The sequence below is a fragment of the Streptococcus sp. HMSC073A12 genome, assembly GCF_001812815.1.
GTDB lineage: Bacteria > Bacillota > Bacilli > Lactobacillales > Streptococcaceae > Streptococcus > Streptococcus vaginalis.
In genome coordinates, this window is the sequence record NZ_KV810539.1 from 61,590 (window position 1) to 74,153 (window position 12,564).

General features: G+C 38.6%; 14 protein-coding genes and 1 pseudogene. 10 read left to right on the forward strand and 5 right to left on the reverse strand.

The genetic code is table 11. The features are described from left to right. Position 1 precedes the first annotated feature (1 nt). The 9 genes from HMPREF2876_RS05590 (at position 2) to phoU (ending at position 7,554) form a co-directional block, all read left to right on the forward strand. Positions 2-286 (forward strand): UPF0223 family protein, encoded by a 285-nt coding sequence (locus HMPREF2876_RS05590; RefSeq protein ID WP_024052397.1) that lies wholly within the window; start codon positions 2-4, stop codon positions 284-286. After that, positions 270-1,043: an inositol monophosphatase family protein gene (locus tag HMPREF2876_RS05595; protein ID WP_024052398.1), complete on the forward strand. Its 774-nt coding sequence runs from the start codon at positions 270-272 to the stop codon at positions 1,041-1,043. The genes HMPREF2876_RS05590 and HMPREF2876_RS05595 overlap by 17 nt, the downstream gene beginning before the upstream one ends. Next, a complete protein-coding gene (locus tag HMPREF2876_RS05600) occupies positions 1,044-2,348 on the forward strand; it encodes an RsmF rRNA methyltransferase first C-terminal domain-containing protein (protein ID WP_070241714.1) in 1,305 nt (434 codons plus the stop codon). It begins immediately after the preceding gene. A 105-nt stretch (positions 2,349-2,453) separates the two neighbouring features. Next, complete coding sequence (locus HMPREF2876_RS05605) at positions 2,454-3,320, forward strand: phosphate ABC transporter substrate-binding protein PstS family protein (protein WP_070584447.1); 867 nt, start codon at positions 2,454-2,456, stop codon at positions 3,318-3,320. Positions 3,321-3,341: 21 nt separating this feature from the next. Beyond that, positions 3,342-4,253, forward strand: coding sequence for a phosphate ABC transporter permease subunit PstC (pstC, locus tag HMPREF2876_RS05610; RefSeq protein ID WP_024052401.1), 912 nt, complete (start codon positions 3,342-3,344; stop codon positions 4,251-4,253). Next, a complete protein-coding gene (gene pstA, locus HMPREF2876_RS05615) occupies positions 4,243-5,127 on the forward strand; it encodes a phosphate ABC transporter permease PstA (RefSeq protein WP_003024156.1) in 885 nt (294 codons plus the stop codon). Before pstC ends, pstA begins: the two co-directional genes overlap by 11 nt. Positions 5,128-5,138: 11 nt before the next feature. Next, complete coding sequence (gene pstB, locus HMPREF2876_RS05620; protein ID WP_024052402.1) at positions 5,139-5,942, forward strand: phosphate ABC transporter ATP-binding protein PstB; 804 nt, start codon at positions 5,139-5,141, stop codon at positions 5,940-5,942. A gap of 42 nt (positions 5,943-5,984) precedes the next feature. After that, on the forward strand, positions 5,985-6,743 hold the full coding sequence (pstB, locus tag HMPREF2876_RS05625) for a phosphate ABC transporter ATP-binding protein PstB (RefSeq protein WP_022526152.1): 759 nt from the start codon (positions 5,985-5,987) through the stop codon (positions 6,741-6,743). Positions 6,744-6,900: 157 nt separating this feature from the next. Further along, positions 6,901-7,554, forward strand: a complete 654-nt coding sequence (gene phoU / locus HMPREF2876_RS05630) for a phosphate signaling complex protein PhoU (RefSeq protein WP_003033270.1) — start codon at positions 6,901-6,903, stop codon at positions 7,552-7,554. A 108-nt stretch (positions 7,555-7,662) separates the two neighbouring features. Here the strand turns inward: phoU and HMPREF2876_RS10195 are convergent. Continuing rightward, positions 7,663-8,748: pseudogene (locus HMPREF2876_RS10195) on the reverse strand (IS3 family transposase). Positions 8,749-8,887: 139 nt separating this feature from the next. On the opposite strand from HMPREF2876_RS10195, the gene radC reads away from it, so the two are divergent. Continuing rightward, on the forward strand, positions 8,888-9,568 hold the full coding sequence (gene radC / locus HMPREF2876_RS05645) for a RadC family protein (RefSeq protein WP_003024167.1): 681 nt from the start codon (positions 8,888-8,890) through the stop codon (positions 9,566-9,568). Here radC and HMPREF2876_RS05650 read toward each other — a convergent pair. The 4 genes from HMPREF2876_RS05650 to HMPREF2876_RS05665 form a co-directional block, all read right to left on the reverse strand. After that, a complete protein-coding gene (locus HMPREF2876_RS05650; protein WP_003042762.1) occupies positions 9,565-10,257 on the reverse strand; it encodes a gamma-glutamyl-gamma-aminobutyrate hydrolase family protein in 693 nt (230 codons plus the stop codon). The two genes, radC and HMPREF2876_RS05650, sit on opposite strands and share 4 nt — an antisense overlap. A 27-nt stretch (positions 10,258-10,284) precedes the next feature. Continuing rightward, entirely contained in the window at positions 10,285-10,929 is a 645-nt protein-coding gene (locus HMPREF2876_RS05655) for a redox-sensing transcriptional repressor Rex (RefSeq protein ID WP_024053069.1), read from the reverse strand. A 163-nt stretch (positions 10,930-11,092) separates the two neighbouring features. Next, positions 11,093-11,440, reverse strand: coding sequence for a DUF1831 domain-containing protein (locus HMPREF2876_RS05660; protein ID WP_003024175.1), 348 nt, complete (start codon positions 11,438-11,440; stop codon positions 11,093-11,095). A 4-nt stretch (positions 11,441-11,444) separates the two neighbouring features. Then, entirely contained in the window at positions 11,445-12,560 is a 1,116-nt protein-coding gene (locus HMPREF2876_RS05665; RefSeq protein ID WP_024053071.1) for a cysteine desulfurase family protein, read from the reverse strand. Positions 12,561-12,564: the final 4 nt, after the last annotated feature.

The following is a 12,564-nucleotide window of genomic DNA, read 5'->3' on the forward strand; positions in this document are numbered from 1 at the left end:
TATGAATAAAAATTATCGTTACCCACTAGACATGTCGTGGAGCACTGAAGAGCTTGCTTCAGTGCTTTCTTTTTTGAATGATGTTGAGCAGGCTTATGAAGCGAAAATAGCAGCAGAAAAGATATTAGCATCTTATCAACAATTCAAAAAAATTGTTCCAAGCAAAGCTGAAGAAAAGCGTATCGGACGTGAATTTGAAACAGCGAGTGGCTATTCTTTATATCGAGCCGTTCAAGCTGCAAAACAAAAGGAGAAAGGAACGTTTTCTCTTGGAAAAGAAATTTAATTTTGCCAAGCACATTGTACTGAATGCGGCTTCTTATATTAAAGAGCATTTGAATGATCAGTTGCAAATTGAGACCAAGTCCAGTCCGACTGATTTGGTAACTCAAATGGACAAAGAAGTTCAGGATAATTTAGTAACCTGGATTTTAGAAGCTTATCCTGCAGATCACATTTTAGCTGAGGAAAATGGCTTGCGTCATTCTATTTCAGATGGCAATGTTTGGGTCATTGATCCTATTGACGGCACGAATAACTTTGTAGCACAAAAAGCAGATTTTGCTGTTGTTCTGGCTTATTTTGAAAATGGCATTGGTCAATTTGGTGTCATTTATGATGTGATAGGAGATAAATTGTATCACGGCGGTGGTCAATTTGATGTCTATTGCAATGAGCAGAAATTGCTTCCCTACCAAGATCGCCCTTTAAATCAGTTTTTAATGGCATCAAATGCTGGTATTTTTGAGCGCAATGATTGGGGAATTGCGGATTTGGCAAAAGAAACCTTGGGCGTTCGAGTGTACGGAAGTGCTGCGATTAGTTTTAGCAAGGTTTTATCAGGACAACTGTTGACCTATATTTCCTATATTTGGCCTTGGGATTATGCTGCAGCTTCGATTATGGGAGATAAGCTAGGCTATATGACATTGACATTTGAGGGTGAGGAGCCTGATTTTGAAAGCCACCAAGGTATTATGATGATTCCAACTATGAAATTGAACGAAATTAAAAAATACATATATCGAAAGCGAGAGTATTAGATGAATTTTCCAAAAGGATTTGAAGAAAAGTACAACAATCTTTTGGGAGAGGAGGCTCCCTCTTTTTTTCTAACTTTCGATGAGGATCCAGTTTCCGCTTTTCGGGTCAATCCATTAAAAGAGCAGCAAAAAACTTTTCCAAATCCTATTCCAAATACGAACTGGGGTTATTATGGCAAAGTTTCTGGAAAATCAATAGAGCATGTCACAGGATTAGTCTATTCACAAGAACCTGCTGCACAAATGGTTGCCCAAGCTGCAGCGCCACAACAGAATATGAAAGTACTTGATTTGGCAGCAGCGCCGGGTGGAAAATCCACTCATCTATTGTCATACTTGAACAACACAGGTCTTCTTGTTTCCAATGAAATCAATCCAAAACGATGTAAAGTGTTAGTAGAAAATATTGAGCGATTTGGAGCGAGAAATGTTGTGGTGACAAATGAATCAGCTGGCAGATTAAGTCAAGTCTTTCAAGGTTATTTTGACTTGATTGTCTTAGATGCACCATGTTCTGGTGAAGGAATGTTTAGAAAGCAGCCAGAAGCAATGGAGTATTGGAGTGAATCTTATCCTGCTCAATGTGCACAGCTTCAACGTGAGATATTGGAAGATACGATAAAAATGTTGGCGACGAATGGTGAGTTGATTTACTCCACTTGTACTTGGGCACCAGAGGAAAACGAGGAAATCGTTGACTGGCTGTTAGAAAACTATCCACTTGAATTGGTTGAAATTCCAAAAATCAATGGTATGGTGGCTGGTATTCACTTTTCGGGAACTGCACGTATGTATCCTCATCATTTTAAGGGAGAGGGACAATTTGTTGCAAAATTTCGTTTTTATGGTGAGCAGTCAGCTAAAAAGATAAAGACAAGAAAAAGCTGTTTGACATCGGAGCAGAAGATGTTGTGGAAAGAGTTTCAAAGAGAACATCTTGCCATAGAGCTAACTGGCGAGTTACAGACTTTTGGTGAACATTTATATCTATTGCCACTAGGTCTTCCAGAATTATCGAAACTTAAAATTGCCAGAAATGGTTTGCACCTAGGTGTTTTTAAGAAAAAACGATTTGAACCGAGTTTTGCTTTAGGACTGACTTTAAAACCAAGTGAAGTAAAGCACATAATTGAAATTGATGAAGAGCAGTTTAAAAAGTACGTTGCCGGGGAGACAGTCAATCTCCATCAGAACACTGCAAATGGTTGGTATCAAGTTGTTGTCCAAGGTAATGGTTTAGGGTTTGCAAAAGTGACTGGAAATATTCTGAAAAATTATTTTCCAAAAGGCCTGAGATTTCAATAAAAAATCTTTCCAAATGTCTAAAGATATGCTATAGTGAGATTAGATGTGAAAAGATTAGGGAAATCTTAGAATGAAAATGCTTTCACATCTGAAAAGGAGTTTCATGTGATTAAACACAAAAAAATAATTTGGGCAGTCACTCTCGTGATTTGCAGCATTGGTCTTTCAGCCTGTTCTTCCTGGATTAACCGCGGTGAGGCGATAACAGCAGTTGGCTCAACAGCTCTACAACCGTTGGTTGAAGCAGTTGTGGATAAATACACCGAGGAAAATCCGAAAAAAATTGTAAATGTGCAAGGTGGAGGATCGGGAACTGGATTATCACAAGTCCAATCCGGTGCAGTAGATATTGGAAATAGTGATTTATTTGCAGAAGAAAAAAGTGGTATCAATGCTAAGGCTTTAGTTGATCATCAGGTCGCTGTTGCAGGTACTGCTATCATAGCAAATAAAGGGATTAAGATAAACAACTTAACCACAGAGCAGCTATGTAAAATTTTTACCGGAGAATACACCAATTGGAAGCAAGTTGGTGGTCAAGATTTGGAAATTACCATCATCAACCGTGCCGTTGGTTCTGGTAGTCGAGCAGTTTTTGATAGTGTTATTATGAATGGCAAAGAAGCCAAGCAGGCGCAGGAGCAGGATTCTAACGGAATGGTCAAAACAATTGTTTCACAGACTCCAGGTGCCATTTCTTACTTAGTTTTTTCTTATGTGGACACGAGTGTGAAAAGTTTAAACTTGAATGGCTACAAGCCAACGAAGAAGAATGTGACAACGAACAACTGGCCTATTTGGTCTTATGAGCACATGTATACTAAGGGAGAACCTAACAAATTAGCTAAAAAACTTCTAGATTATATGATGACAGCAGAAGTCCAAAATAATATTGTTGGTAAAATGGGTTACATTCCTATCAACGACATGAAAGTTACTCGTAGTCTTGACGGAACTATCAGCTCAAAGTAAAAGAAAGAATTTAGGAATAACATGAACGAAGTAGCAAAAAAAATGCTGACAAAGTCAAAAAACTCTCGTTTAGAAACATTTGGAAAAACCATTACTTTTCTTTGCATGAGTTTAATTGTTTTTGTCGTTGCAATGATTTTATTATTTGTAGCGGAGAAAGGACTTTCGACTTTCTTTGTTAATAAAGTAAACATCTTCAGTTTTCTTTTTGGAACAAGGTGGAATCCATCCGGTAGGGAATTCGGTGCTTTACCAATGATTCTGGGCTCTTTCCTCGTAACTCTCCTATCAGCTTTATTAGCAACACCATTTGCAATTGGAGCAGCTGTTTTTATGACGGAGGTTTCCCCTAAAGGCTCAAAAATTCTACAACCAGCTATTGAACTTCTAGTCGGAATTCCATCGGTTGTGTATGGATTTATTGGATTACAGGTAGTTGTTCCCTTTGTTCGCAGTATCTTTGGTGGAACAGGTTTTGGAATCTTATCAGGAATTTTTGTTCTTTTTGTCATGATTTTACCAACGGTGACCTTTATGACAACAGATAGCCTGCGTGCTGTACCGCGGCATTATCGAGAAGCTAGTATGGCAATGGGAGCGACTCGTTGGCAAACGATTTGGCGTGTGACGCTAAAAGCAGCTCGCTCAGGTATTTTTACGGCTATTGTCTTTGGAATGGCTCGTGCCTTTGGTGAAGCTTTGGCGATTCAAATGGTTGTCGGAAATTCAGCGGTTATCCCAACTTCTCTGACAACACCTGCTGCAACCTTGACCTCTATTTTAACAATGGGAATTGGAAATACCGTTATGGGAACCGTTAATAACAATGTCTTGTGGTCGCTTGCTCTGGTTCTGCTTTTGATGAGTTTAGCCTTCAATACTGTGATTAAATTGATTACAAAGGAAAGAGGTAAGAAGAACTATGCACGCTAAAAAGATGGATAAATTAGCAACAGGCGTCCTTTATACCATTGCAGGAATCATTGTTGCTATTCTTGCTTCCTTGATTTTGTACATTTTAGTAAGGGGCTTACCTCATGTTTCGTGGAAATTCTTGACTGGACAATCGTCTTCCTATCAAGCGGGCGGCGGAATTGGAATTCAGCTCTATAATTCATTGTTTCTGTTAGTTATCACCTTGATTATTTCCATTCCTCTATCAATGGGAGCAGGGATTTACTTGTCTGAATATGCTAAAAAAGGCCCAGTGACAGATTTTGTCAGAACCTGTATTGAAATTTTATCCTCCTTGCCTTCCGTTGTTGTGGGTCTCTTTGGATATTTGATTTTTGTTATTCAATTCCAATATGGTTTCTCAATCATTTCTGGAGCCTTGGCTTTGACTGTATTTAATCTACCGCAGATGACACGTAGTGTGGAAGACAGCTTACAGCATGTGCATCATACACAGCGCGAAGCTGGACTTGCACTTGGCATCTCTCGCTGGGAAACGATCGTCCATGTCGTCGTTCCAGAAGCGTTACCAAGTATTGTGACGGGGATTGTATTAGCTTCTGGACGTATTTTTGGGGAAGCTGCTGCGCTTATCTATACAGCAGGTCAGTCTGCCCCAGCACTTGACTGGTCAAATTGGAATATTTTCAGTGTAACTAGCCCAATTTCTGTTTTTCGTCAAGCTGAAACTTTGGCTGTTCACATTTGGAAAGTCAATAGTGAAGGAACGATTCCTGATGCAGTAGAAGTGTCAGCTGGATCAGCGGCAGTACTTCTTATCTTTATTTTAATCTTTAACCTTGGAGCTCGTAAGCTCGGAAGTTATCTGCATAAGAAATTAACATCTGCCTAAAAGGAGAAGAAATGACAGAATATAACTGGAATGAAAAACATATCGTTACTTTTCCTGAGGAAGAGGTTGTTTTATCAACGAAGGGTTTGCATGTTTACTATGGTAAAAACGAATCCATTAAAGGGGTTGATATGCAGTTCAAGAAAAATAAGATTACAGCTCTTATCGGGCCTTCAGGTTCTGGTAAGTCAACCTATCTTCGCAGCTTGAATCGGATGAATGATACGATTGACATTGCTAAGGTCACTGGTGAGATCTGGTATGAAGGTATTGACATTAATCGCCCAGATATCAATGTCTATGAAATGCGGAAGCATATCGGAATGGTCTTTCAAAGACCAAATCCTTTTGCCAAATCTGTTTACCGCAACATCACCTTTGCGCATGAACGTGCCGGTGTTAAGGATAAGAAAATCTTAGATGAAATTGTAGAAACATCTCTAAAACAAGCAGCTCTGTGGGAACAGGTAAAGGATGACCTTCATAAATCTGCTTTGATGTTATCAGGCGGTCAGCAGCAACGTCTCTGCATTGCCAGAGCCATTTCCGTGAAGCCAGAAATACTTCTAATGGATGAACCTGCTTCTGCACTCGATCCAATCGCAACAGCGCAGTTAGAAGAAACGATGTTAGAGTTGAAGAAGAACTATACGATTATCATCGTGACCCACAGCATGCAGCAAGCGGCGCGTGCGAGCGATTATACCGGTTTCTTCTATCTTGGTGATTTAATCGAATATGATGAAACAGCCAATATTTTCCAAAATGCTAAGTTACAGTCTACAAATGACTATGTTTCTGGTCATTTTGGCTAAGAAAATTGCTGATTAATTAGAATTTATTAAAGGACTATCAGAATGACAGAACCTATTTTACAAATCAAGGACTTGTCGGTTTATTATAACAAAAAGAAAGCACTTAATAGTGTATCGTTGGATGTATTGCCTCATGAGATTACAGCTTTGATTGGTCCTTCTGGGTCGGGAAAATCAACACTCTTAAAAGCAATTAATCGCATGGGTGATTTAAATCCAGAGGTGACAACGACAGGTACTGTAATTTATAACGGGCACAATATTTACAGTCCACGGACAGATACGGTGGAGCTTCGCAAAGAAATTGGAATGGTTTTTCAACAGCCCAATCCATTTCCAATGACGATTTATGAAAATGTTGTCTACGGTTTGCGAATCAATGGTGTTAAAGACAAAGAGATACTAGATGAAGTAGTTGAAACATCATTAAAAGGAGCATCTATTTGGGATGAAGTGAAAGATCGTTTGAATGATTCAGCGATTGGTTTGTCAGGCGGTCAGCAGCAACGTGTCTGTGTGGCTCGTGTTTTGGCGACGAGTCCGAAAATCATCCTTTTAGATGAGCCAACATCAGCACTTGATCCCATTTCTGCAGGAAAAATTGAAGAAACACTTCATGGGCTGAAAGATCAATATACAATGTTACTCGTAACCCGCTCAATGCAACAGGCTAGTCGTATTTCAGATAAGACAGCTTTCTTCCTAAATGGTGATTTGATTGAGTTTAATGCCACGAAAGAGATGTTCCTCAGTCCGATTCATAAGGAAACGGAAGATTATATCACAGGCAAGTTTGGTTAGAGATTGTAATTGTTCACTACAATATTGTGGTTATTTCTAATGTTTTGGAGATTACCGATTTCCTATATATATAAATGCACATATGCTTGTAGACAAGAATTATGTAAAAAGATGGATTTTCGTATAAAATTCTTTAGATCTTAGGAAAGGAAAATTTATGCTTAGAGTACAATTTGAAGAAGACTTAGCAAAACTTCATAACCAATTTTATGCAATGGGAAATGAAGTTTTGTCACAGATTAATCGCACAGTTCGTGCATTTGTGACCCACGATCGTGAATTAGCAAAAGAGGTTATCGAAGAAGACGCAGAAGTAAATGAATATGAAGTAAAGTTGGAGAAAAAATCTCTGGAAATTATTGCTTTGCAGCAGCCAGTTTCACAAGACTTACGCACAGTTATTACAGTTTTGAAAGCAAGTAGTGATGTGGAAAGGATGGGGGATCATGCCGTTTCCATTGCACAAGCGACGATCCGCATGAAAGGAGAAGTTCGCATCCAGTCTGTTGAGGAAGAAATCAGCAAGATGGGGCGTGATGTTAAGAACTTTGTGGAAGCAGCGCTTGATCTTTACCTTAATGGCGACGTGGATAAGGCCTATGAAGTAGCTGCTATGGATGAGAAAATCAATCAGTACTTTGATGATATTCGAGACTTAGCAACGCAAGAAATTAAGTCAAATCCAGATTTGATTGTTACAGGTCGTGATTACTTCCAAGTTATTTCGTACTTAGAACGTATTGGTGATTACGCCAAAAATATCTGTGAATGGGTTGTTTATTTTGAAACAGGTAAAATTGTTGAAATGTAAATACTAACTTAAAAAATTTGAGAATCGGTACTGCACCCCAATAATGGGACAGAAGAAAAAACCTTTTTAGGCGACCAGATTTCTGTAATCTACAGGAGACCGGTCGTTTCATCTCTGTTGAATTCTAGTTTCATTATAAAATATGATGTAAGATTAACAATATCTGTTCTACTATCTTTGGTTAAGTTTCTCCAGTTATGGAGATAGAAGGTTTCAGACTTTAGGACAGAATGAAACCATTCGATACAGGCATTATCTGCTGGTGTTCCCTTACGGGACATAGAGCGGGTGATGCCTTTTTCTGTGCAAGCCTGGTAATAAGCTTTTGAGGTGTAGACAGAGCCCTGATCGCTGTGCAACAGCGCTCCTTGAGACACATTCAGTTGGTTCAAAGTATCCAACACAAAGTCCGTATCCTGACAATCTGAGATTGTATAAGCCACAATCTCACGATTATAGAGGTCCATGATAGAGGAAAGGTAGAGTTTACAGTTTCCAAAGTAGAGGTAGGTCATGTCTGTGACTAGCTTCTCCAGTGGCTTTTCTGCTTGAAAATCACGGTCTAGCTTATTTTCTGTTACATAGTAGGGCTTACCTAGACTCAGTCCCTTCTTAGGACGTACACGGCAGAACCAACCATTCTCCTTCATGATACGATAAACCTTTTTAGGATTGATGACAAGGTTATCCCTCTTCTTGAGCAATCGAGTGATGGTACGGTAGCCGTAGATAACCTGATTTCCCATACAGATTCGCTCGATTTTTTCTACAACCTCGTCCCTTTTTTAGGCTTCTCACCTTCTGCTTTCCAACGGTAGAAAGTGGATCGTTTGATACCAAAACAGTCCAGAGTGACGGATACTGAGCAGACGTTTTTGTATTCTTCCACCAGCTTGATAAGACTTACTTTGTCGATGGTCTTATCAAGATCCGATACTTTTTTAGTAGTTCCACCTGTAGTCGTAACTGTTCCACTTCGGATAGCTGTTCCATTCCTTTACCGTAGGTATATTGTTTCCCCACAGGTTGGTGGAAACGGTGCAGTTCATCATTCTGATACCATCGCCACCAGGTTTTGACCTGACTAACATTTTTGATGCCCAGAGTCTCCATGATAACCTTATTGGACTTACCTGCTTTCTTCATTTCGATACAGGCTAACTTAGTTTCTACCGAATACGCTTTTTTGACCATAACAAAACCCTCCTGTTTCTAGTAAACTAGAAACAGAAGGGTTTTTCTTGTGTCTCATTTTATGGGGCTAGTGCCAATTATTTCTCAGATTTTTTATTTTCCTCTTCTTTTTCCGAATAAGGATATGAGGAGGTTTTTTATGTATAGTATTTCATTTCAGGAAGATTCTTTGTTGCCAAGGGAACGTTTAGTTGCAGAAGGTGCAGAACAATTGAGCAATCAAGAATTGTTATCCATTCTTATCCGCACAGGTAATAAAAAAGAAACTGTTTTTCAAGTTTCTCAACGGATTTTATCAACTATTTCTAGTTTGAATGATTTGCGCAATATGACGCTACAAGAATTGCAATCAATCTCTGGAATTGGTCGTATCAAGGCTATTGAATTACAAGCTATGATTGAATTAGGCCAGCGAGTCAGTAAAGCAGAATTGATTACGCAAGAGCAAATTTTAGGTAGTCAAAAGCTGGCGAAAAAAATGCAACAAGAATTGGGGCATAAGAAGCAGGAACACCTTGTGGCTTTATATCTGAATACTCAAAACAAAATCATTCATCAGCAGACGATTTTTATCGGTAGTGTATCACGCAGTATTGCAGAGCCACGAGAAATCCTGCATTATGCTGTGAAACACATGGCGACATCCATTATTTTGGTGCACAATCATCCGTCAGGAGCTGTACTGCCAAGCAAAAATGACGATGAAGTGACCAAACATGTAAAAGAAGCGTGTGAATTAATGGGCTTCATCTTACTGGATCATCTCATCGTCGCAGAGAAAGATTATTATAGTTATCGCGAAGAAACAGACTTGATTTAAAGTCTATTGACAACATAGTCAAATAACATTCGATCTTTAGGGCGTGTTTCAAATAAGAATTCTGGATGCCACTGGACTCCCAGATAAGCGATTTCATCAGTTGTTGTAATGGCTTCAATGGTGTTGTCTTTCGGATCACGGGCAATGACTTCGACATTTTCTGCTAAATCTTTGATACTCTGATGATGGAAAGAGTTGATATGAGATACTTCGCCGTAAATCTTTTCCAAAACAGAGCCGGATTTAGTGACTAGTTTTTGAGTAGTATATTCAGCAGAACTGTCTTGCCAATGGTGCTCAATATCTTGATAAAGTGTTCCACCCATTGCAACATTAAACAATTGCGTACCGCGGCAAACGGTAAAAATTGGTTTTTGTTGCTGGATAGCTTCATGGATTAAGGCTAATTCAAACAAATCACGCTCCAAATGGTAATCATCACTGTCAATTGTTTTTTCTTCGCCATAGAATTGTGGTGATACATTTTGCCCACCCGTTAGGATAAGTTTATCAATCATCTGGATGTAGCGCTGTGCCATATCTGCATCTCCAATCGGCAATATGATAGGAGTTCCACCAACTTCTTTTACGCCCTCTACAAATCCCTTAGCAGCATAACTCATGATGGCAAATTCATCTTCAGGGTTTGGTCTTTCGTTTCCAGTAATGCCGATAATAGGTTTCTTCATAAATAGATGTCTGCTCTTTCTAATTGCTTAATGCTCTTTTTTCATAAAATAAAGGAGTGTTTGTAGTTCACTTGTCAAATCAACATATTGAACGACAACATCTTTTGGAACGGTTAAGTGAACAGGAGAAAAACTGAGAATACCTTTTACACCAGCTTCCACAAGAACAGTTGCAACCTCTTGCGCTTTTGCACTAGGAACGGTTAAAATAGCTGTTTTGACATTCACATCTTTTAATTTGTTATTGATTTGTGAAATGCCATAAATAGGAATCCCGTCATTTGTAGTAGTCCCAACTTCAGGATGATTATCTGTATCAAATGCCATAACAATCTTCATTTTGTTCCGTTCGTGGAAACGGTAGTGGAGCAAAGCATGTCCCATGTTACCGATACCAACTAACATCACATTGGTAATGGAATTGTCATGAAGTAAGTCAGCAAAAAAATTCATGAGTTTTTTTACATCATAACCATATCCACGACGACCTAATTCGCCAAAGTAAGAAAAATCTCGACGGACAGTTGCAGAATCAATCCCGATCGCATCTGCGATTTGTTTTGAATTGGCTTTTTCGATTTTTTCGGAATTAAATCGTTTGAAAATCCGATAATACAGAGAGAGCCTTTTAGCAGTTGCGCGTGGAATGGTTGTATTTTTTTCAGATTTCACAAAATCACATCCTTTCAAAGACTATTTTATAGAAAGTTTGTGAAAAAATCAACTTATTTGATAAAAATAGAAAAGGAGTAGGACAAAATCAAAGATTTTTGGCTTGTTTCCTACTCTTTATTGTTTTACTAATGATTTAAAAATGAGTTTTTAAGCTATTTGTTTATTGTTCTTGTTTAGTGAAAATACCACGTTCTACCAAGCTATCCATTAAGAAATAAAACTTTTCTTGAATGATGTGATTGTCTTCTGATTTAAAAATATTCACTAACCGAAGGCCAGATTTATCTGTGATGTTGATTTTTACACCTGAAAGGTTTTTGTTGATAATGATTTTCAACAAAAAGCCGTCTCCACTATTGGGAACATTTTCTAATAAGCGTGTCAATTCGTAATTTCCAACTTTGGTTTCGACAAATGTGTTATCGCGCAAAGTAAATTTTTTTACATTTTCTCCAAGAGAATAGCTGAAAGAGCAGTCTTTTAAGTGAATAGTGGTCTGAAAAGCCATCTATTTATCCTCCTAAAATTTCTTTTAATGTTGTAGTAAATTGTCGAACTTCTTCTGAAGTATTTTGTTCTGAAAAGCTAATGCGAATAGATTCTCTTAATCGCTTTGAGTCGCTACCATAAAAAGCTTTAAGCACATGACTGGGTTCGATAGCTCCTGCTGTACAAGCAGAGCCAGTTGAGATAGAAATTCCAGATAAGTCTAAACGCATGAGCAATAAATCGTTAGCCTGCTTTGGAAAGCCAAGATTTACGACATAGGGAAGTGTGTGTGAATCATTATTTATATAGTAATGGATTCCGTCAAGTTCAGAGAGAAGTTGCTGTTTCAAACTTTCAACATGTTCCATGTTTTCTTGGTAGCAATTGAGGCTCTCTTTTAGAGCCGCAACCATACCGGCAATAGCCGCTAAATTCTCAGTTCCTGCACGTCTTTTATCCTCTTGATCTCCACCATGTAAAAATTTGTCAAATTTTACATGATTGAAGTACAAGAAGCCGATGCCTTTTGGACCATGAAATTTATGAGCCGATGCACTCATAAAGTCAATTCCTAGCTCGTCAGGATAGACAGGTAATTTGCCTATAACTTGCACAGCATCCACATGATAAGCAGCGGGATGATGTTTCACAACGTCAGCAATTTCTTTGACTGGAAGCATATAGCCTGTTTCATTATTGGCATACATGGTTGAGACAAGTATTGTATCTTCTCGAAGGGCTTCTTTTATCTGTTGAGCCGTAATCTCTCCATTTTTAGGTTGGATATAAGTAGCTTCAAAGTCAAATTTATCCACCAGATATTCAATCGTTTCAAGAACCGAATGATGCTCAATAGCAGTTGTAATAATGTGTTTCCCTTGATCTTGATGGGCTAAGGCATATCCTTTTATGGCTGTATTGTTACTTTCTGTCCCACCAGATGTATAGATGACATGTTGACTATTAGTATGAAGCAGTTCAGCAAGCTCTTGTCGGGCTTTGCGAAGAATTTTACTAGCAGCTCTTCCGTGGCTATGAATGCTAGATGGATTGCCAAAGGTATTTTCCATAACCTGTGTCATAGCAGTAATAGCAGCTGTTGACATAGGAGTTGTTGCTGCATTATCGAAATAAATCAAGATT

Bases quoted from the DNA above. Each gene is read 5' to 3' on its own strand.
- radC (WP_003024167.1), top strand. From the start codon at position 8,888: ATGTATAGTATTTCATTTCAGGAAGATTCTTTGTTGCCAAGGGAACGT.
- phoU (WP_003033270.1), top strand. From the start codon at position 6,901: ATGCTTAGAGTACAATTTGAAGAAGACTTAGCAAAACTTCATAACCAA.
- pstA (WP_003024156.1), top strand. From the start codon at position 4,243: ATGCACGCTAAAAAGATGGATAAATTAGCAACAGGCGTCCTTTATACC.
- HMPREF2876_RS05600 (WP_070241714.1), top strand. From the start codon at position 1,044: ATGAATTTTCCAAAAGGATTTGAAGAAAAGTACAACAATCTTTTGGGA.
- HMPREF2876_RS05650 (WP_003042762.1), bottom strand. From the start codon at position 10,257: ATGAAGAAACCTATTATCGGCATTACTGGAAACGAAAGACCAAACCCT.
- HMPREF2876_RS05590 (WP_024052397.1), top strand. From the start codon at position 2: ATGAATAAAAATTATCGTTACCCACTAGACATGTCGTGGAGCACTGAA.
- pstB (WP_024052402.1), top strand. From the start codon at position 5,139: ATGACAGAATATAACTGGAATGAAAAACATATCGTTACTTTTCCTGAG.
- pstC (WP_024052401.1), top strand. From the start codon at position 3,342: ATGAACGAAGTAGCAAAAAAAATGCTGACAAAGTCAAAAAACTCTCGT.
- pstB (WP_022526152.1), top strand. From the start codon at position 5,985: ATGACAGAACCTATTTTACAAATCAAGGACTTGTCGGTTTATTATAAC.
- HMPREF2876_RS05660 (WP_003024175.1), bottom strand. From the start codon at position 11,440: ATGGCTTTTCAGACCACTATTCACTTAAAAGACTGCTCTTTCAGCTAT.